Here is an 18,323-nt window from a genome sequence, read left to right as displayed (position 1 = left end):
TTAAGGGTGGAACCTACGCACAGGGAAGTCTTCGAACGCTACGTGTACGCCGGTGCGATTTCCCGGGATCCGGACGCGGTCGCCGCGATGTTCACCGAGGACGGCGTGCTCGACGCGCCGCTGGTTCCCGACGGCCATCCGCTGCGCCGGCGCCTGGTCGGCCGCGAGGCGATCCGGGCCGGAGTCGCCCTGTACCACGGGCAGCTGACCGACCAGGGCGCGATGAACGTGGAACGCTCCGCCTACATCCTGCATGACACGGCTGACCCCGAGGCGTTCATCGCCGAGATCGACGTCGCCTTCGACCAGGCCGACGGGCGGCGGACGACGACGTCGCTCGTGCAGATCTTCCGCCTGCGCGGCGGGCGGATCGCCATGCTCCGCGACTACTTCGCGGAACCGCCGCCGCCCGCCGCACCGGAGGATCAGGACAGGGCGGAGTAGTCCGTGTAGCCCTGCGCGCCGCCGCCGTAGAAGCCGGCCGGGTCCGGCTCGTTGAGCTCGGCGCCCAGCGTCCAGCGCCGCACCAGGTCCGGGTTGGCGATGAACTGGCGTCCCACCGACACCGCGTCGGCCACCCCGTCGGCGATGAGCCGGTCGAGCTGGTCGCGGTCCGACTCCGCCCCGAAGCCGGTGTTGAGCACGAGCGTGGACGGCCAGATCGCGCGCAGCTTCCCGATGATCGGGTCCCCCGGCTCGGCCAGCACGTGGAGGTAAGCAAGGCCCAGCTCGGCGAGCTGGGTGGTGAGCACCTCGTACACGGACGCGTCGTCCTCGGTGATGTCGTTGAACGGGTTCAGCGGGGAGATCCTGATCCCGACGCGGTCGGCGCCGATCGCGGCGCTCACGGCGGCCGCGACCTCGACGACGAAGCGGGCCCGGTTCTGCGGCGAGCCACCGTAGGCGTCGGTGCGCCGGTTCACGCCGTCCGCGAGGAACTGGTGCAGCAGGTAGCCGTTCGCGGCGTGCAGCTCCACGCCGTCCAGGCCCGCCGCCACCGCGCGGCGGGCCGCGGAGGCGAACTCGGCGACCACCTCGGCCAGCTCGTCGGTCCGCAGCTCGCGCGGCTCGGGGAAGGGCTGCGGGCCGGTCGCGGTGAACACCTCGCCCGCGGGGCGAACGGCCGAGGGCGCCACCGGCGTCCGGCCGCCGTTGACGCTGCTGTGCGAGATCCGGCCGGCGTGCATGAGCTGGACCACGATGCGCCCGCCGCCGGAGTGCACGGCCTCGGCGATGCGCTGCCAGCCCTCCTGCTGGCCGTCGGTGTGCAGGCCCGGGGTGTTCGGGTAGCCCTGGCCGACTGCGGAGGGCTGGCTTCCCTCGGTGATGATGACGCCGGCACCGGCGCGCTGGGCGTAGTGCTCGGCCTGCAGGGCGTTCGGCGTGCCGTCCGGGTTCGCCCGGTTCCGGGTCAGCGGCGCCATCCAGATCCGGTTGGGCGCCTGCAACGCGCCGGCGGTCACCGGCCGCAGCAGCGCACTGGCGGGGCTGAGAGGAGTAGTCGTCATGCCGGCAACAGCAACCATTCCGATCACGAACTTCCACACCGTGACGATGATCACCGTCGATCGGGCCGGACGTCGAGCGCCGCGCGTTAGCCGGTGGACTCCGCCGGATCGGCGCCGGAGAATTCCACGATGCAGCCAACGCAGTCAGCGCTGATCGTGCCGATACCGCAGGCGGAGCAGGCGGTCGGCCGCTGGCGGGCGGCGCTGGACCGGGCCGCGGGCTGGGGCGTGCCGGCGCACGTCACCGTCCTGTCCCCGTTCCTGGCGCCCGAGCGCCTCGACGACGACCTGCTGGCCGCCGTCGGCGAGGCCGTCGCGTCGGTGCCGTCGTTCACCGCCGACTTCACCCGCGTACGGTGGTTCGGCGACACGGTCGCCTGGCTGGCCCCCACCCCCGACGAGCCGTTTCGGGCGCTCACCACCGCGGTGTGGCGGCGCTTCCCCGAGGCGGCGCCCTACGAGGGCGCCTTCGACGACGTCGTGCCGCACCTGACGTTCGGTCACAACGCGCCGAAGCCGGCGCTCACCGAGGCCGCCGACGCTATCGGCGCGTTCCTGCCGATCCGCGCGGCCGTCGACGTGGTCCACCTCATCGCCGGGACGATGCGACCCGACAGCTGGCGCACCGTCCGCGAATTCCCGCTCGGCCTCAGCGGGTGACGGACCCGCCGATCGGGAGGCGGGCGTACCCGGTGCCGCCGTCCTGATCCATCCAGGCGTCGACGTTGCCGGAGCCGACGCCGCACCCTACCGGCCGAATCCACTTGCGAGCAGCAGCATGAATCCGGCCGCGCTCAACGGCATCGCGTACGCCAGCGCCGGGCCGCGTTCCCGCCAGGTCCGCGCGATCGCGAGCGTGACACCCAGCGCCAGGGCGACCAGGACGCTCACATATCCGAGGTGCCCGCCGGACCACTGGAGGGCGACCTCCGCGAACAGGATCGCGGCCGGCAGCGCGAGCGCCGGTACCCGCCATCGCGAGGAGCCGCGGGCGACGACGCCACCGGCGCCGAAGACGGCGCCCGCGACCACCCCGAGACCCATCCACAGGAGGGCGAAGGGCGAATACAGGTTCGACCAGTCGTCGTTCTGTATCAGCGCCGCCGCCAGGTAGTAGCTCGGCACGGCGACGACGAGGAAGACGATCGCCCCGATGACGGCGCGCGGCATGCTCCACCGGGCGTAGAAGGTCAGCAGGAACGCGGCCACCGCCCAGACCGCGATCGAGTTCCCGAGCCCGCCGAACGGGAACGGAACGTACTTGATCCAGACGAAGTCGAGGAATCCGAGCAGGAAGCCGGCGACCGGGGCGATCATCATGAGCGCCGATGGTAGGCGCGCCGGCCGCACCAGGACATCGGCCGGGAGACAGATCCAGAACGCGGTGGTTGACTGGCCGGTCCGCGTCGTCCACAGTCACCCCGAGCGCCAGGATGGCCCGGCTGAAGGTCGGTGATGTGAGATGCGTGATCGGCCCCTCGCCGTCGCGGCGTGGTCGGTCGGGTCCGCGGTCTTCGCGGTGACGCTGGCCGTCGGCATCACCGTGGCCGTGGCCGGCTGGTCCCACGCCTCGCCCGCCGGCCCGCCGGCCCTCGCGGCGCCCTCGGCCGCGGGCGCCGGGCTGCTGCCCACCGGGACGGTGTCGCTGGAATCGGCCGACGCCGCGGGCCGTTTCGTCACGATCACCGGTGAGTTCGGCACGCTGGCGACGGCCGGGACGGACGACGAGGCGGCCACCTTCGAGGTGGTCGCCGGCCTGTCGAACCCGGAGTGCTTCTCCCTGCGCACGCCCGACGGGCGCTACCTGCGGCACTCGTCGTGGCGGCTGCGGTCGAGCCCGGACGAGGGCACCGTGCTCTTCCGCGGCGATGCGACGTTCTGCCCCCGCGAGGGTTCCGCCGCGGGCTCGGTCGTCCTCGAGTCGCAGAACTATCCGGGCTGGTTCCTGCGCCATGTCGGCGACGACCTGTGGGTGGACCGGTCCGACGGCACCGCCGGCTTCCGCGCCGACAGCACGTTCCACGTCCGTTCCCCGCTCGCCGGAAAGTGATTGCATCCGGTACCCAGGTACAGGTTTACCGTCGAACGGACGGCGCCACGCGGCGCCGGAATCACCTGCTCGAAGGAGCCCGCGATGTATGACGTCCCCGAGGCGTGCACGCTGCCCACCGCCGAGCGGCCGGTCCGGCTGGCCGAGTTCGGCGACCTGTTCGCCACGGCCGTGCACCGGGTCGACCCGGTCGACGCCACCCGCGCCCGGCTGCACCTGACCGGCGCGGCCGGCCTGGCGGCACGGGTACGCGACCTGGCCGCGCGCGAGACCGAGTGCTGCTCGTTCTTCACCCTCACCACCACCACGGCGCAGGCCACCGACGGTGAGGCCGTGGTCCTCGACATCGAGGTGCCGCCCGCGCACGCCGGCGTGCTCGCATCCCTGACCCGGCGGGCCGCCGCAGGCCTGCGAAACCGATGAGTCTGCGGACCGGCGAGGTCGCGGAACGGGCCGGGGTCAACATCCAGACGCTGCGCTACTACGAGCGCCGCGGCCTGCTGGCCGAGCCGCACCGCTCGAACGGCGGCCACCGGCTCTACCCGCCCGGCACCGTCGCCCTCCTCCGCGTGATCAAGACGGCCCAGCGGCTCGGATTCACCCTCGACGAGGTCGCCGAACTCCTGGACACGGGCCGGCGCCGGCACCCGCCTCCCGACCTGCGCGAGCGGGCCATCGGCAAGATCGCCGAGATCGACCGGAGGATCGCCGACCTCACCACCATCCGCGCCACGCTCGCGGAGGTCGTCGACGCCCGCTGCGACAGCCTCACCGACTGCACCTGCGCCGACTGCCCGATCCCGTTCCTGACCATCGGCACCGCCGACCGACCCTCCGGAGATCCCGCCTGAGCCGCCGCGTCACTGCCGCGACAGCATCACCGCGACCACGATCGCCGCGATCAGCGCCGCGACCGCGAGGGACAGGGCGGCAATCTTGGCGGCGCTGTAGGGCCGCTCCCCGGCGACAGCGCCGGTGCGGCCGTTGATCATGACCTGGTACGTCTTCCCGGCGTGCAGATAGCAGGCGAGCCACACCGGCAGCAGCATCAGCTTGAACGTGACGTCGATGTAGCTGGTCCGCACCGAGGAGACCCGCTGCTCGTCGCCGCCGATGTCGTCGCGGCAGTCCCGGTCGATCACCGTCGCCATCCGGGTCTTCGCGGTCTCCAGCCCGGCCTCGGGCTCCACCTCGTAACGCAGCGTCTCGTGGCCGGCCAGGAACTCCGGCCGGTACGGCTGCGCCTGCGGCAGCGGCCACGGCTCCAGCTTGCTGAGATGCTTCGGCGCCACCCGGCCGGTCCCGGCGATCAGCACGTCGTCGAAGTCGCGGGCCACGGTGCCGGACGCCGAATGCCACCTCGTCTTGCGTACCTGGCGGGTCCTGGTCTCGCCGTTGTCGGTGTAGGTCTCGGTGTCCCAGTAGTGCTCGCCGCGCTGGCCGGTGTAGTGCGACCGGGTCCGCGCGTCGTAGGTCCAGTGCGGCAGGTAGGTGCTGTGCGCGGACTCGGCCTCGGTCACCGTCCTCAGCGAGTTCGGCGCGAACCAGCGCGACGCCGCCCAGGCGCGCAACGCCTCCCGCACGGTGGGCCGGTCCACGCTGAACGGCAGCACCGCCTCGGGTGCCACCATGTCGCCGGCGGTGGTGTCCGCGACCAGCGGCGCGTCGCAGAACTGGCACCGGTCCGAGACCTTGTCACTCTGGGTCACCGCGCCACAGCCGCGGCAGGTGAACGTGTACGCGGCCAGCTCCGCGACCGGCACCCGGCGCAGACCGGCGAACTGGGCGTACGAGTGCTCGCGCACCCGCGCGCCGGTCGGCACCAGGGGCGTCTCCGCGCTGCAGTACGGGCATTTCAGCACCGTGGTGCCCGGCGCGAACTCGACGTTGGCTCCGCAGGTGGAGCACGGGTACTGGTTCACCGAGGCGGCAGCGGCGGCGGGACGGCGGCGAACGCGGCGCCCAGCTCGGGCACCTGGCCGGCGGCGATCCACCCGGCCATGCCGTTGCGCCAGACCAGGGTGTCCCGGGTCAGCGCGCCCGAGCGGGCCTGCCCGGCCAGCGCGGCCGGGTCGAACGGGCCGAGCTGCCGGCCGTCGGCGCCGACGAACCACTCGGCCGCGGGCAGGGGCGGCGGCCCGGCCGGGGCGGACGGGGTGGTCATCGACTGCACGGCGCGCTGACCGGCGGCCATGCCCAGGCCGAGTCCGATCGCGGAGCCGGCCTCACCGGTGCTGCCGGCCGCGTCCCCGATCGCGTTCGCGGTCTGGAATTTCGTGTACGCGTCGAGGTCGCCGACCACGCCGATCGAGCCGCGCTTGTCCAGCGCCGCCTCCACCTCGGGCGGGACCGAGATGTTCTCGATGATGAACTTCGCGATCGCGATGCCGTTGGGCGTCAGCTCGTCGGTGAGCACCGCGGCGAGGGTGTTGCCGATGGACAGCTGCTGGGCCGCGAGGTCGATCACCGGCACGCCGGCCCGGGCCAGGGCGCTGCCGAGGTGCCCGACGACCAGCTGGCGCAGGTACTCCCGGACCTCCTCGGTGCGGAACTGCGCGTCGGTGCCGACCAGTTCCCGCAGCAGCAGGGCCGGATCGACGACGCGCATCGAGAAGGCGCCGAACGCCCGCAGCCGCACCGCGCCGAGCTCGGGGTCGCGGACGATGACCGGGTTCTGGGTGCCCCACTTGAGGTCGGTGAACTGCCGGGTGTTGACGAAGTACACCTCGGCCTTCCACGGCGACTCGAAGCCGTACTTCCAGCCCTTGAGCGTGGCAAGGATCGACAGGTTCTGCGTCGTCAGGGTGTGCGTGCCGGGCTGGAACACGTCGGCGATCCGGCCCTCGTTGACGAAGACGGCGACCTGCGACTCCCGCACGACGAGCTTGGCGCCCATCTTGATCTCGTTCTCGTAGCGAGGGAACCGCCACACGATGGTGTCCCGGCTGTCGTCGGTCCACTGGATGATGTCGATCAGCTCACCCTTGAGCTTGTCCCACAACCCCACGGCGAACCCCCTTCCGCGTACGAGAAGACCTCGTGATCAAGGCCGCGCGGAACGGTACCAACACGCTACGAGTAATGATCGAATGCGCCGGGAACCCGACAAGGAGCTCAGGCCGGCCGCGGCGGCCCGGCGTCACGCCCCCCACATGGTGCACATCACACCGAGCCGGGCCCAACGGTCCTACCTCTTGAAAGCGGCATAAGTCAGCAACGGGGTCCAGGGCGCCCCATATACCACCCGTGTCGCCCGTGAGTGACTGTGCTGTCGGTCACCGTCCGTCCCATGGTGTGGTCACCCCTGGAATGCTGGGAAAACTGGATGATCGCGGCCCCGCCGCAGTGACACCATGGTCTCCTGCATCGCGCGGCCCGGCACTCGATGTGCCGCGGGTGGCAGTCGGCCCTACGAAACATGGAGCTCTTTGTGACCGATCAAGCCATTGCACCGCCCGCGAAGCTGGACGGCGCCGTATTCAAGATCGCCGGCGTGGTGGTCCTCGGCGCGATCATGTCGATCCTCGACATCACCGTGGTCAGCGTCGCGCTTCCGACGTTCCAGAGGGTGTTCGACGCCACGTACGCCGAGGTCGCCTGGACCATGACCGGCTACACCCTGGCGCTCGCGACGGTGATCCCGCTCAGCGGCTGGGCCGCCGACCGGTTCGGCACCAAGCGCGTCTACATGCTCGCCCTGGTGCTGTTCACGTTCGGCTCGGTGCTCTGCGCCACCGCCGACTCGATCGAACAGCTCGTCGCCTTCCGGGTGCTGCAGGGCCTCGGCGGCGGCATGCTCATGCCGATCGGCATGACGATCATGACGCGCGCGGCCGGCCCGCAGCGGATCGGCCGGCTCATGGCGGTCCTCGGCGTTCCGATGCTGCTCGGCCCGATCGCCGGCCCCATCCTCGGCGGCTGGCTGATCGAGGCGCACAGCTGGCACTGGGTGTTCCTGATCAACGTGCCGATCGGCGCGATCGCGCTCGTCTACGCCGCGCTCGCCCTGCCGAAGGACAACCCGCAGCCGTCGGAGTCGTTCGACTTCATCGGCATGCTGATGCTGTCGCCCGGCCTCGCCCTCTTCCTGTTCGGCGTCTCGTCGCTGCCGGAGACCAGCAGCATCACCGCCAACAAGGTCTGGATCCCGATGCTCGTCGGTGGCCTTCTGGTGATCGGGTTCGTGCTGTACTCGTTCAAGCCGAAGCACCCGCTGCTCGACCTGCGGCTGTTCGCCAACCGCAACCTGACCGTCGCCTCCATCTCGCTGTTCGTGTTCATCATCGCGTTCATGGGTGCCGGCCTGCTGTTCCCGAGCTACTTCCTGCAGGTGCGCGGCGAGTCGACGCTCAACGCCGGCCTGCTGATGGCGCCGCAGGGCATCGGCGCGATGCTGACGATGCCGATCGCCGGCGCGCTGGCCGACAAGATCCCGGTGGGCCGGACCGTGCCGTTCGCGATGGCGCTCATCGCCGCGGGCTTCTTCACGTTCACCCAGGTCGGCACCGACACCTCGTACGTGGTGCTGTGCGGCTCGCTGTTCGTGATGGGCCTCGGCATGGGCGGCACGATGATGCCGATCATGACGTCGGCGCTGCGGACCCTGTCCAGCCACGATGTGGCGCGCGGCTCCACGCTGGTGAACATCCTCCAGCAGATCGGCGGCTCGATCGGTTCCGCGACCATGTCCGTGATCCTCACCAGCCAGCTCAACGAGTCGGCCCCGATCCCCGGCCTGATCAACCCGCAGACGGGCGAGCCGATCACCGAGGTCGGCGCCGCGTTCGCCAGCCAGCAGGGCACGCCGCTGCCGGTCGAGCCGTCGGTCATCGAGCGCGGCCTGCAGTTCATGGCCGACTCGTTCGCCACGACGTTCACGGTCGGCTTCGTGCTGGTACTGGCGACGTTCATCCCGATCGCCTTCCTGCCCCGCAAGCGCATGCCCGCGCAGCAGGAGAGCGGCACCGACGGTGACCGCGCCGAGACCCCGATCATGGTGCACTGACCGAACAGCTTCGAACCCGCGGCGCATCTCCGACTCGTCGGAGGTGCGCCGCGGTCTTTGGCCCGGCTAATGCCCGTGGCCGCGGCCGCCCTTGGCGGTGGCGGACACCACGCGGACGTTGACGCTGCGGAGCGGCCGGAAGTCGTTGCCGAGGATGTCCTGGAAGGCCTGGAACTGGGCGCTGGACATCTGGGCCTCGCCCTTGAGCACGAACCAGGTCACCCCCTGCGTGCACGGCGGCGTGGTGAGGGATCCGGAGTACATGTAGTACTCGGCGGTGTCGGTCAGCCCGTCGGCGAGGTTGATCTCCGCCTCGGACGTCACGTGGTCGCCGGTGTGCCTCGGCAGGCCGGCCGAGGTGAGTTCGTCGAGGAAGGCGTTCTCGTGCCCGACGGTGAACAGCATGCCGACGACGGCGGTCCTCCCGGCCGGACCCGCGAACACGGCGTGCAGTTCCATCGCGCCGCGCCGCCCGCCGATGGTGTGCTCCGAGAGCGTGTGGAAGTGGAACTGAGCCGAGGTGTACACGACGCCGTTCAGCGTCAGGGTGTTCGGTGACTCGATCTCCTCCTCGATCGCGTGCCCGTTGTTGACCAGGGAGATCGGCGTCGCCGCGAGGGCCAGCTTCAGGCGCCGGAGTCTCGGGTCGATCCGCACGTGGCTGATGTTGATCGGCGATTGGCTGGTGCCGCTGCCGCAGAGCGCGTTCGCCGGGTCGAGGTCGGCCCAGAAACCCGGGCCGGTGTCGCCGTTGTAGGTGAACCCGCCCGCCGGGGCGGCCGGCGCCGCCGCCGCCGGGCCGGACGCCTCGGCGTTCACACCGACGACCGAGCCCGCCTCCAGGATCAGCACCGCGGCGAGGGCGATGCCTCGCATCCGCTTACGCATCGCGCCACTTCCTTCACGCGTTCGGGTCGCCTGGGCGATGGCACGACCGGCGTCATGCCTGCGGTGATTCAAGCGGCCGCCGACGGCGCCGGCATCACCCTCCCGACGCGAACACGCATGTCAATCATTCGATGCTCCTTCGGGGGTCCGCGCGGCGAGTCGCGCACCACCCAAAGCCGCATAACGGGCCGCCACGATTCGCCGCCCGGCAGCAAGGACGTTTCCTCCTCATCCGCCGGGGACGATGCGCCATCCACACCGGACCACCTAGCTCGGGGCGCCGCCCGGCGAGGCAGGTGGAGCCGCGTTCGCCGAACTCCACCGCGTGCTGGTGGCGATCTGCTGGAGCTGACGGCCGGTCAGCGCCGGCGCCGATCGGGTGACGGGGCCGTTTTTGACGTCGACGGCGTTCCAGGCGGTGACGACCACCCTGAGCCCGTCGGGCCCGAGGACGTCGACCTGGCGCCGGACGATCTCCGCCGGGCCGCCCTCATCGGCGGGACCGTCGATGGACAGGATCCGGGTCCCGGTGCGCGACGTCGTCGCGGTGCAATCGGTGCCGTGCGGATCCGTTCGCTTCGCGCAGTCGTAGCGGTCGAGAAGCTGCGACACGGTGGTCTTGCCGGAATGGGTGAAACCCGGCTGGACGTTGACCTGCACCGCGGTGCGGCCCGCCGGGTCGGTGACCACCAGACCGGCGAAACCCCCGCTCGTCTCCTCCTCCTGGCCGGCCCGCGCGCCCGGCGGCAGCAGATCGCGCAGGGTCTCGAGCACCGTCGGCGCGGTCGGCGCCGTCGTGGGCGGCGCGGCCGTCGCCGGGGCCACGCCGCCGGCCGGATCCGGGACCGCGGCCGGGCCGGAGAGCGTCGCCGCGACCGCGACCAGCACGCCGAGCGTGCCGGCTCCGGCGAGGCCGGCACCCAGCCGGCGGCGCCGCTGGATCGACCTGGCGCGGCCGAACACCTCCGCCGAGCCCGCCTCGGGTGGCGGCGCGTCGGTCGTCGCCCGCTCCAGCAGGCCTCTGAGGTCGTGCACTCCTGTCACTTTTCTCCTCCTCCGTTCGACGAGCGTTCCGCGGCCGGGGCGGGTTGAGCGAGGCTCAACGACAGCTCCGGCCGGATGACGGCGAGCGATCCGCGCAGGGTCGCCAGGGCCTTCGCGCACTGGCTCTTGACGGTGCCGGCGGCGACGCCCAGCGCCTCCGCCGTCTCCTCGGTGCTGCGGTCCTCCCAGTAGCGCAGCACCACCGCCGCGCGCTGCCGGGGCGGCAGCGCCCGGAGGGCGGCGAGGACCGTCAGCGACAGCGCCCGGTCGCCGTCGGTGGCCGGCTGCTCGGGCGGCTCCGCCAGCGGCCGCTCCCGCCGCCACGGATGACGGCGCCGATAGTCGAGATAGACCCGGGTCAGCACGGTCCGGGCGTACGCGTCGAGGTTGTCGATCGCCCGCCGCCGGGCCGCGACCACCACCCGGGCCAGCGCGGTCTGCACGAGATCCTCGGCCCGGTGCCAGTCACCGCACAGCAGGTACGCGGTGCGGCGCAGGTGCAGGTATCTCGCCTCGACGAACGCATGCAGTTCGATGTCGATGTCCGCAGCCACGGACGCTCCCTCTGCCGGCTTGAGCTGTCACCCGTATCAGACCGGTTGCGTCCCGGTCCGGTTGCCCGGCCGGGCACGGCAATGTCGAGCCCGTCGGCGAGAGTGCCGGGCATGCCCTCGCTGAACCCGCGTCACCCGGTCCCACGAGGACCTCGCCGGGGAGAACATCGGCGAGGTGCGGTGGTCGTCGCTGCGTGACATTGCGGCTGTCGCGGTCCGATCTTCAACCTGGCCTCGGGCCGGGCGCTGCCGCCCGGGCCGCGCCGGAAAAGGCTCAACGGTGGCCGACGATCAGTAGCGATAAATCACTGGCGGGCATTCCGGGGTTTAGGGCAGAGTGATCTCAACGCCAGCGGCGGGGTTCGAATCCGGACCACAAAGCCATTGACGGATGCAGCACGATCGGCCATCCTGGATGGCGATACCGCACCGAGAGTTCCGAGAGGAGTTGAACCGTCATGTCGTGGCAGCCGAGTTGCGCAATTGCCCAACCGTGGGCGTCGGATTATCGGCTAACCATGACCGTCGCGACGGCGAGACTGCACCGGCGAGGTTGCGAACCCAGTCGTGACCTGGAGCGGTGGAGCGGGTAGCGCAGCTGTATCTGCGTCTACGCCGCCCACCTCTGCAGCCGAGGGACGGGCGGTTTTTTCGTTCCAGAATTGTCCTACGGGTGTAGCTCAACGGTATAGAGCACCGGTCTCCAAAACCGAAGGTTGCGGGTTCGAATCCCGCCGCCCGTGCGTGCCCTGAATTCGTTCAGTGGAATTGGTTTTTGTTAACTCAACAGTGGATGGCATGTATATCCGGCGCCCTCATTCCTGAGGCCGCCGGTGATTATCCGGCGTGGGCACAGCGAGATTCTCGGGCCCACCCGGGGTGCCCGGCCGGGAAGACCCGGGCGGCACCGCCCGGCGCGGCGACGCGCCGGGCTCAGCGCCCGTGAGGCTGAGGCAGGTAGACCACCGGATTCTCAATCCGGAAGACCGGGTTCAACCCCCGGACGGGCGACGCACCAAGCAACGCACGCCTTCGCCCGACGGGTCGGGCCCCGCCCCGGTACGGCGGGCAGCGCGGGTTCGAGCCCCGCCGAAGGCTCTCGCGCGCCGCGGCGGCGCGTGTTCCGCAGCTGTAGCACAACGGTCAGTGCGCCGCCTTGCCATGGCGGAGACCGGGGTTCGACTCCCCGCAGCCGCTCGAGTCCAGCGGTACCGACGATGACATTGCCGAAGATCCGGGCCGGCGGGAACCGCTACCCCCGCCGGCCCGGGCGATGCGAGCTGGTGCAATCGGCAGCACGCCCGGCTCTGAACCGGGCAATGGGGGTTCGAATCCTCCGCTCGCAGCTCATGCCCTCGTAGCCCAACGGCAGAGGCAGCGGTCTGAGGGACCGTACGGTGCGCGTTCGAATCGCGCCGAGGGCACGCCAGGCCGCCGACGGCGGCGATCGATGATGCGGGTGCGAGTCCCGCCGGCCACACCCATGCCCGGGTAGCCCAACTGGCAGGAGGCACCGCGCCCAGGACGCGGGCAGTGCAGGTTCGAATCCTGCTCCGGGCACGCAACAGCACATTTCGGGCCTGTAGCTCCAACGGTAGAGCAGCGCTTTTGCACAGCGAAGGTTTGTCGGTTCGAATCCGACCGGGTCCACATGTCGACGTAGCTCAGTGGTAGAGCATCCGCCTGTCGAGCGGAGGGTCGCGGGTTCGATTCCCGTCGTCGGCGCGTACCTGGAGGGTTGGCCGAGTGGGAAGGCTGCGGCTTGCTATGCCGTCGACAGGGCCGCGGGTCCTGCGGGGGTTCGATCCCCTCACCCTCCGCTTCATGTTTCTCGCCGTGGCCCAGCTGGTAGGGGCGCCTCGCTGATATCGAGGAGGGCGCAGGTTCGAATCCTGCCGGCGAGACGACGCCTCCGTAGCTCAGCGGATAGAGCACCGGATTACGGATCCGGCGGTCCGAGGTTCGAGTCCTCGTGGAGGCACGCAAGATCAACGGGCCATGGCGCAGCTTGGTCAGCGCGCTCGCTTTGGGAGCGAGAAGCCGTCAGTTCGAATCTGACTGGCCCGGCAAACCCTGGAGGAGCCAGCCGATAGTTGGCGCCGGCCGCCGTCTCGAAAACGGTTGGGGCTTTGCCGCCCGTGGCGGTTCGACCCCGCCCTCCTCCGCCATGCGCCGTCACGCCGCGACGGCGCGTCCCCTCCCCCGGCAGCTCGACCGGATCGAGCGGCGCCCTTCTAAGGCGACGGTTGCGGGTTCGAGCCCCGCCCGGGGGCCGCCAGCCGCAGGAACGTGACGAGTTCCCGGTACGAGTTCTCCGCCGGCCCGGTGGTGTCCAGGGTCAGCCGATCGTCGGAGCGGGGCTGGTACCCCAGCCTGGCCTGTTGCACCTGTTCCCAGGTCGGGTAGACCCAGCCGGGCAGGTCGTCGGCCCGGGACTCCACCCGCCTGCGATGCGCCGCGCCGTCGGGCAACCAGGTCTCGATAACGGTCTACAACCAGGTCCGCTCCAAGCGCGGCCTGCTCGAGGCGGTGCTCACCGACCTCGCCGAGCGGGCCCAGATGGATCAGCTACTCAGCGACACCCGGCACCTGACCGCCACCGGCGCGTGCGCCGCGATCGTGCGGCGGACCTGCCACTTCTGGCACGCCGAGCGCGACCTCCTCCGGCCGATGTTCGGGCTCGCCGCCGTCGACCAGGACGTGGCGGCCGCGCTGACGCAGCGCGAGCAGTGGCGGCAGAACCAGCTACGGCAACTCCTGGAACGCCTGGCCGCGGAGGCCGCACCGGCGGCCGCGTTCGCCACCGGCGACGTGCTGGCCGCCGCCGTGGCCGTGACCTCGTTCCCCATGTACGACCGACTCGGCCCGCTCGCCGACGATCCCGGACGAGCGGCTCAGGTGATCGACCACCTCGTCCGGAGCCTCACCGGATGACCACCAAGGCGCGGTGGACCAACAGGAAGAGTCGCCCGGTTTTCACCCGGGAGGTTGCGGGTTCGAACCCCGTCCGCGCTGCGCATGCCCCCTGGTAGCTCGAATGCCACCCAGGGCGTGAGATCGATCAGTTCACCACATGCGGGCGCGCCGACGCTGGAGAGTCGGGCCTGGTTGTAACCCAGGTGCTTCGCGCTGAGCGGGTTCGAATCCCTCCGCCCGCACCATGCCTTCGTAGCTCAGCGGGACAGAGCGCGACGTTCCGAGCGTCGAGGCCGCTGGTTCAAGTCCAGCCGGGGGCACGCAACACCGCCGGCCCGCGACTCGCGGGCCGGCGTCACGGCCTCGTGGCGTTCCCGGCGGAGCGCCCCGCCTGCAAAGCGGGTGACCCTTTCCGGTTCGACTCCGGACGAGGCCTCGACCATGCCATCCACTGATGAGTTCACCCGGGAACGGACGGCCCCGGCCGGGCCCTCGTTCAGCCGTCGCGGAACTTCAGGGCGATCGCCCCCGCCACGACGGCCGCGCCCGCATAGGCCGCGAGTACGCCGAGGCCCGCCCACGGCCCGATGTGTGCGGCCGCGAAGTCCCGGGTCGTCTGGATGCTCAGCCCGGCGTCCATCGGCGAGTACCGGTGGATGCGGTGCTGCCAGCGCAGATCGGAGATCAGCAGGGCGAGCATCGGCGAGCCGTACAGGAGCATCAGCACGGCGGTGACGGCGCCGGCCGTGTCCCGGACCAGCAGGCCGACCCCGACGCCCAGCACGCCGATCAGGCCCAGGTAAAGCACGCTGCCGCCGGCGGCCCGCAGGGTCAGGTGGTCGCCGAGCGACAGCGGCGGATAGCCGTTGGCGGCCGTGAAGCCGTTGCCGGGCAGCGCCACCCGGGCGGTGAGCAGCGCTCCGAGCACGCCCGCCGCGCCGGCCAGCATCGCGGCCGCGGTGACGACGCCGAGCTTGCTGACCAGCACGGTCATCCGGCGCGGCACCGCCGCGAGCGTCACCTTGATCATTTTGGTGCTGTATTCGGCGGTGACCGCCAGGACCGCGACGATGACGATCGCCGTCTGGCCGAGGCGGACGCCGACCAGGCTGATCTTCGTGATGTCCTCGTAGCACTGCGGTGGCTCGCACTCCCCCAGCCGCAGGGTCGCCGCGGCCGCGTAGCCGACGAGGATGGTGAACCCGACGGCGGCCAGCAGCAGCCAGCCGGTGCTGGGCAGGGTCCGCAGCTTGGTCCACTCGGCGTGCAGCGCCCGGCCCACCCCGGCCGCACCGGGCAGGCGGTCGCTCACGCGTCTCGCCGCCGCAGCAGCCACCACGCGAGCAGCAGCGCCGCGCCCGCGTACGCGACGGTGACCGCGAGGCCGGTCCACGGGCCGATCATCGACCACGGCTCGACGAGGGTGTCGCTCGGCGGCTTGGCGCGCTGGGTGGCGAACCCGCCGGCGAGCGTGACGTGCATGAGCCAGCGCGCGGGCGCCGCCTGCAGCAGCGAGCCCACGATGACGGGCAGGATCACCAGCACGATGACGGTCGTGATGGCGGCGGCGCTGCGGCGCATGATCGTGCCCACGGCGAGGCTGAACACCGCCACGCCGGCCATGAACGCGGCCGTGAGCAGCAGCGTCCGGATGACGGTCGGGTCGGTCAGGGACTCCTTGGCGAACGCCGGCGGGGCGAAGCCGTGCTCGCGCAGGACCGGCTGCGTGATCAGGAACGCGGTGACCGCTGCGGCCAGCCCGATCAGGTAGGTGACGCCGCCCAGCACGATGGCCTTCGCGGCGAGCACCCGGCCGCGGCGCGGGCTGGCCAGGAACGTGGTGCGGATCATCCCGCGCCGGTACTCCGACGTCGCGAAGAGCACGCTGATCGCGATCAGCGCCATGAGCCCGGCGATCACGCCGAACAGCGAGATCTGCACCATGTCGTCCGGCGGAACCTCGGGACCGATCTTGCCGCCGCCCATGATGGTGTAGGTGCCGTTCGCCTCGGTGACGCTGCCCTGCGGGCCGTCGGTGCCGTGCACGGGCGGGCCGTCCGGCTCCGGTATGGGCATGTCCACCCGGTCGTCGCGCCACTCCCCGGAGGCGGCGGAGAACTGGAGGTTGTCGAAGGTGGCCACGGCCTTGCCCGGGTGTCCGCCGACCGAGGTGCCGCCGGCCTGGCGCATCAGCCTCATCTCGGGCTCGGCCGAGACGAACATGCCCATCTCGGCGTCGCGGGGCAGGCCGGGCACGGTCAGTTCGCCGATCTTCCGCCAGGTGGTCCCGTCGGCCGACTCGGACCCGATGATCTTTTCGCCGGTACGGCTCAGCCGCAGCCAGCGCGGCCCGCCGCCGTCCGAGCCGGCCAGGTCGGTCGTGTAGTTGGACTGCATGCGTACGCCGTGTGTCGGGGTGAGCAGCACCGAGGCGTAGGCCGAGCCGGCCCGGGTGCCGTCCTTGATGATGACGCCCGCGCCGCCCCACGGCCCCACCGGCAGGCTCTTGAAGTCGGGGTTCATCCCCCGGCCGGGGTTCTCCTCCGGCGGCTTGCCGAGCGAGGCGACCCGCACGGTGATGACACCGTCGCCGGCGATCGGCTGGTGCACGAACTCCATGCCGTCGGAGACCGGGGAGCCGTCCGGCCCGGTCACGAAGTTGGGCTGCTTGTTGATGTCGGTGGAGCCGCCGTTCGCGGCGAGCACGCTGATTCCGACTGTCAGCACGGCGACGCCGAACAGGGTGATCACCCACCGGCGCACCGAGCGCAGCTTGGTCCATTCGGCGAGCAGCAGCCGCCCGAAGTTCTCCCGCGCGGCGGTCATCGCCCCTCCTCCTCGGTGACGCTGAACTCGACCGCGTCGCGGGTGAGCTCCATGTATGCCTCCTCGAGCGAGGCGCGGTGTGAGCGCAGTTCGGAGAACGCCAGCCCGGCCTCGGTGAGCAGCGCGGCGGTCCGTTCGCCGGTGAGGCCCTCGACGGTCAGGATCTCGGCGTCGGTCGCGGCCACGGTGCCCCCGGCGTTGGCGAGCAGCGTCATCGCGTCGGCGCGCCGGGCGGTGTGCACGACGACGCGGTCCCGCGACGCCGCGGCGATCAGCTTGGCCACGCTGGTGTCGGCGATGAGCCGGCCCCGGCCGATGACGATGAGGTGGTCGGCGGTGTCCTGCAACTCGCTCATCAGGTGGCTGGACACGAAGACCACCCGGCCCTCGGCGGCCAGGGAGCGCATCAGGCCGCGGATCCAGACGATGCCGTCCGGGTCGAGGCCGTTGACCGGCTCGTCGAACATCAGTACGGGCGGGTCGCCCAGCAGCGCCGCGGCGATGCCCAGCCGCTGCTGCATGCCGAGGGAGTAGCCGCCGGCCCGGCGGCCCGCGGCCGAGGCGAGCCCGACCTGTTCGAGCACCTCGCCGACGCGCCTGCGCGGTATCCCGTTGCTGTGCGCGAGCCACAACAGGTGGTCGCGGGCCTTGCGGCCGGGGTGCACCGCCGAGGCGTCCAGCAGCGCGCCGACCTGAAGCAGCGGGGTGCGCAGGGCGCGGTACGCCTGGCCGCCGATCAGCGCGTCGCCGGCGTCCGGCGCGTCGAGGCCGAGGATGATCCGCATGGTGGTGGACTTGCCGGCACCGTTGGGCCCGACGAACCCCGTCACCTCCCCGGGGCGGACGGTGAAGGTCAGGTCGTCGACGGCGACCGTGCTGCGGAAGTGTTTGCGCACTCCGCGTACCTCGATGGTTGGCTGCATGGATAGCAGGCTAGGAGCCGTACGGGTCCGCGGTCGTCACGCTGCGGAGCGGTCCTGCGTGTCCCCGGCCCGAGCGACCCCTCCCCCGCGTGGGGGAGGCGAACGGCCCCTGAGCTGGGGGACGACGCCGCGCCGCCGGTACGGTCACAATGGTTGACGTGCGGCTCACCCAGGAGAATCCCGTCCCGGGCTACCGCCGGATGCTCGATCAGGCCTACGTGCCGTACCTGCTCGCCGCCGTGCTCGGCTGCGCCGCGCTCGTGGAGGTGGCCGTCCACGAGGCCGGGCAGCCGCTGACCCGGCCGCTCGGCGCCGTGCTGGCCCTCGCCGCCACGGTGCCGATCGCGCTCGTCCGGGCGATGCCGGTGGTGGCGGCCGTGCTCATCGCCGCCGTGTGCCTGCTGAGCCCGTTGATCGGCTACCCGCCCACGGTCGCCGGGCTGGTCGCGCTCGCGATCGCCTGCTATGTCCTGGGCCGGCGCGGCCGGGTCCGGACGGCCGGCGCGCTGATCGTGCCGTTCGTGGTCTACGCCGCCGCGCCGCGCGCCGCCATCGCGTCCGGCGACCGCACCCCGGCCATCGCCATGCTGGCGGTCACCGCCATCGCGG

General features: G+C 71.4%; 17 protein-coding genes, 18 tRNA genes and 1 pseudogene. 26 read left to right on the top strand and 10 right to left on the bottom strand.

Annotation, left to right across the window (positions count from 1 at the left end; translation table 11 throughout):
- Positions 1-6 precede the first annotated feature (6 nt).
- Positions 7-444: a nuclear transport factor 2 family protein gene (locus tag AB0F10_RS28985; protein WP_360631781.1), complete on the top strand. Its 438-nt coding sequence runs from the start codon at positions 7-9 to the stop codon at positions 442-444.
- Here the strand turns inward: AB0F10_RS28985 and AB0F10_RS28980 are convergent.
- Positions 426-1,508: an alkene reductase gene (locus AB0F10_RS28980; protein ID WP_360631778.1), complete on the bottom strand. Its 1,083-nt coding sequence runs from the start codon at positions 1,506-1,508 to the stop codon at positions 426-428. The two genes, AB0F10_RS28985 and AB0F10_RS28980, sit on opposite strands and share 19 nt — an antisense overlap.
- A gap of 129 nt (positions 1,509-1,637) precedes the next feature.
- On the opposite strand from AB0F10_RS28980, the gene AB0F10_RS28975 reads away from it, so the two are divergent.
- Positions 1,638-2,168 (top strand): 2'-5' RNA ligase family protein, encoded by a 531-nt coding sequence (locus tag AB0F10_RS28975; protein ID WP_360631775.1) that lies wholly within the window; start codon positions 1,638-1,640, stop codon positions 2,166-2,168.
- An 87-nt stretch (positions 2,169-2,255) separates the two neighbouring features.
- On the opposite strand, the gene AB0F10_RS28970 is transcribed toward AB0F10_RS28975, so the two are convergent.
- Positions 2,256-2,828, bottom strand: coding sequence for a DUF6518 family protein (locus AB0F10_RS28970; RefSeq protein ID WP_360631772.1), 573 nt, complete (start codon positions 2,826-2,828; stop codon positions 2,256-2,258).
- A 142-nt stretch (positions 2,829-2,970) separates the two neighbouring features.
- Between AB0F10_RS28970 and AB0F10_RS28965 the strand changes: the two genes are divergently transcribed.
- The 3 genes from AB0F10_RS28965 (at position 2,971) to AB0F10_RS28955 (ending at position 4,409) form a co-directional block, all read left to right on the top strand.
- Positions 2,971-3,558: an AbfB domain-containing protein gene (locus tag AB0F10_RS28965; protein ID WP_360631769.1), complete on the top strand. Its 588-nt coding sequence runs from the start codon at positions 2,971-2,973 to the stop codon at positions 3,556-3,558.
- Between the two features lie 84 nt (positions 3,559-3,642).
- The gene (locus AB0F10_RS28960) at positions 3,643-3,981 is read left to right on the top strand and encodes a hypothetical protein (protein WP_360631766.1); all 339 of its coding nucleotides are present in this window, start codon (positions 3,643-3,645) and stop codon (positions 3,979-3,981) included.
- Positions 3,978-4,409 carry a MerR family transcriptional regulator gene (locus tag AB0F10_RS28955; protein ID WP_360631764.1) on the top strand — a complete coding sequence of 144 codons (432 nt, stop codon included), beginning with the start codon at positions 3,978-3,980 and terminating at the stop codon, positions 4,407-4,409. Before AB0F10_RS28960 ends, AB0F10_RS28955 begins: the two co-directional genes overlap by 4 nt.
- A 9-nt stretch (positions 4,410-4,418) precedes the next feature.
- Here the strand turns inward: AB0F10_RS28955 and AB0F10_RS28950 are convergent, their stop codons facing one another.
- Both AB0F10_RS28950 and AB0F10_RS28945 read right to left on the bottom strand, forming a co-directional pair.
- On the bottom strand, positions 4,419-5,480 hold the full coding sequence (locus tag AB0F10_RS28950) for a hypothetical protein (protein ID WP_360631761.1): 1,062 nt from the start codon (positions 5,478-5,480) through the stop codon (positions 4,419-4,421).
- A complete protein-coding gene (locus AB0F10_RS28945; RefSeq protein WP_360631758.1) occupies positions 5,477-6,565 on the bottom strand; it encodes an SPFH domain-containing protein in 1,089 nt (362 codons plus the stop codon). Before AB0F10_RS28945 ends, AB0F10_RS28950 begins: the two co-directional genes overlap by 4 nt.
- A gap of 411 nt (positions 6,566-6,976) precedes the next feature.
- On the opposite strand from AB0F10_RS28945, the gene AB0F10_RS28940 reads away from it, so the two are divergent.
- The gene (locus AB0F10_RS28940) at positions 6,977-8,563 is read left to right on the top strand and encodes a DHA2 family efflux MFS transporter permease subunit (RefSeq protein ID WP_360631755.1); all 1,587 of its coding nucleotides are present in this window, start codon (positions 6,977-6,979) and stop codon (positions 8,561-8,563) included.
- A gap of 66 nt (positions 8,564-8,629) precedes the next feature.
- On the opposite strand, the gene AB0F10_RS28935 is transcribed toward AB0F10_RS28940, so the two are convergent.
- The 3 genes from AB0F10_RS28935 to AB0F10_RS28925 all read right to left on the bottom strand — a co-directional run bounded on the left by AB0F10_RS28935 (position 8,630) and on the right by AB0F10_RS28925 (position 11,049).
- Positions 8,630-9,451, bottom strand: coding sequence for a carbonic anhydrase family protein (locus tag AB0F10_RS28935; protein ID WP_360631752.1), 822 nt, complete (start codon positions 9,449-9,451; stop codon positions 8,630-8,632).
- 267 nt (positions 9,452-9,718) lie between these two features.
- On the bottom strand, positions 9,719-10,486 hold the full coding sequence (locus AB0F10_RS28930; protein WP_360631749.1) for a hypothetical protein: 768 nt from the start codon (positions 10,484-10,486) through the stop codon (positions 9,719-9,721).
- A gap of 5 nt (positions 10,487-10,491) precedes the next feature.
- Positions 10,492-11,049, bottom strand: coding sequence for a SigE family RNA polymerase sigma factor (locus AB0F10_RS28925; RefSeq protein WP_360631746.1), 558 nt, complete (start codon positions 11,047-11,049; stop codon positions 10,492-10,494).
- A gap of 669 nt (positions 11,050-11,718) precedes the next feature.
- Here AB0F10_RS28925 and AB0F10_RS28920 point away from each other — a divergent pair.
- From AB0F10_RS28920 to AB0F10_RS28830, 19 genes are all read left to right on the top strand, one after another.
- Positions 11,719-11,792, top strand: a tRNA-Trp gene (locus AB0F10_RS28920).
- 194 nt (positions 11,793-11,986) lie between these two features.
- Positions 11,987-12,060, top strand: a tRNA-Glu gene (locus tag AB0F10_RS28915).
- 114 nt (positions 12,061-12,174) lie between these two features.
- Positions 12,175-12,246 (top strand) — tRNA-Gly (locus AB0F10_RS28910).
- 77 nt (positions 12,247-12,323) lie between these two features.
- Positions 12,324-12,395, top strand: a tRNA-Gln gene (locus AB0F10_RS28905).
- A 5-nt stretch (positions 12,396-12,400) separates the two neighbouring features.
- Positions 12,401-12,473 (top strand) — tRNA-Leu (locus AB0F10_RS28900).
- 61 nt (positions 12,474-12,534) lie between these two features.
- A tRNA-Leu gene (locus AB0F10_RS28895) sits at positions 12,535-12,609 on the top strand.
- Between the two features lie 16 nt (positions 12,610-12,625).
- Positions 12,626-12,699, top strand: a tRNA-Ala gene (locus tag AB0F10_RS28890).
- A gap of 3 nt (positions 12,700-12,702) precedes the next feature.
- Positions 12,703-12,774 (top strand) — tRNA-Asp (locus tag AB0F10_RS28885).
- A gap of 7 nt (positions 12,775-12,781) precedes the next feature.
- Positions 12,782-12,869: transfer RNA gene (locus tag AB0F10_RS28880), tRNA-Ser, on the top strand.
- A gap of 10 nt (positions 12,870-12,879) precedes the next feature.
- Positions 12,880-12,953 (top strand) — tRNA-Ile (locus AB0F10_RS28875).
- Between the two features lie 4 nt (positions 12,954-12,957).
- Positions 12,958-13,030: transfer RNA gene (locus AB0F10_RS28870), tRNA-Arg, on the top strand.
- 11 nt (positions 13,031-13,041) lie between these two features.
- A tRNA-Pro gene (locus AB0F10_RS28865) sits at positions 13,042-13,116 on the top strand.
- Positions 13,117-13,124: 8 nt separating this feature from the next.
- Positions 13,125-13,217 (top strand) — tRNA-Ser (locus tag AB0F10_RS28860).
- A 31-nt stretch (positions 13,218-13,248) separates the two neighbouring features.
- A tRNA-Arg gene (locus tag AB0F10_RS28855) sits at positions 13,249-13,322 on the top strand.
- A gap of 256 nt (positions 13,323-13,578) precedes the next feature.
- Positions 13,579-13,983 (top strand): hypothetical protein, encoded by a 405-nt coding sequence (locus tag AB0F10_RS28850; protein WP_360631744.1) that lies wholly within the window; start codon positions 13,579-13,581, stop codon positions 13,981-13,983.
- 7 nt (positions 13,984-13,990) lie between these two features.
- A tRNA-Glu gene (locus tag AB0F10_RS28845) sits at positions 13,991-14,064 on the top strand.
- Between the two features lie 60 nt (positions 14,065-14,124).
- A tRNA-Tyr gene (locus AB0F10_RS28840) sits at positions 14,125-14,210 on the top strand.
- A gap of 1 nt (position 14,211) precedes the next feature.
- A tRNA-Arg gene (locus tag AB0F10_RS28835) sits at positions 14,212-14,285 on the top strand.
- A 39-nt stretch (positions 14,286-14,324) separates the two neighbouring features.
- Positions 14,325-14,401 (top strand) — tRNA-Cys (locus tag AB0F10_RS28830).
- Between the two features lie 60 nt (positions 14,402-14,461).
- Here the strand turns inward: AB0F10_RS28830 and AB0F10_RS28825 are convergent.
- From AB0F10_RS28825 to AB0F10_RS28815, 3 genes are read right to left on the bottom strand one after another with little or no spacing between them, the layout of a single operon-like run.
- Positions 14,462-15,277, bottom strand: coding sequence for an ABC transporter permease (locus AB0F10_RS28825; RefSeq protein WP_360631741.1), 816 nt, complete (start codon positions 15,275-15,277; stop codon positions 14,462-14,464).
- Complete coding sequence (locus AB0F10_RS28820) at positions 15,274-16,791, bottom strand: hypothetical protein (RefSeq protein WP_360631738.1); 1,518 nt, start codon at positions 16,789-16,791, stop codon at positions 15,274-15,276. The genes AB0F10_RS28825 and AB0F10_RS28820 overlap by 4 nt, the downstream gene beginning before the upstream one ends.
- Positions 16,788-17,714 carry an ATP-binding cassette domain-containing protein gene (locus tag AB0F10_RS28815; protein ID WP_360631735.1) on the bottom strand — a complete coding sequence of 309 codons (927 nt, stop codon included), beginning with the start codon at positions 17,712-17,714 and terminating at the stop codon, positions 16,788-16,790. The genes AB0F10_RS28820 and AB0F10_RS28815 overlap by 4 nt, the downstream gene beginning before the upstream one ends.
- A 158-nt stretch (positions 17,715-17,872) precedes the next feature.
- Here AB0F10_RS28815 and AB0F10_RS28810 point away from each other — a divergent pair.
- A pseudogene (locus AB0F10_RS28810) lies at positions 17,873-18,323 on the top strand (hypothetical protein); the annotation flags it as partial.

It is taken from the genome of Actinoplanes sp. NPDC026623, from assembly GCF_040638275.1.
In the GTDB taxonomy this organism is placed as follows: Bacteria; Actinomycetota; Actinomycetes; order Mycobacteriales; family Micromonosporaceae; genus Actinoplanes.
Note: the sequence above shows the minus strand (reverse complement) of the source record. Positions and strands in the feature narration are given on the sequence as shown.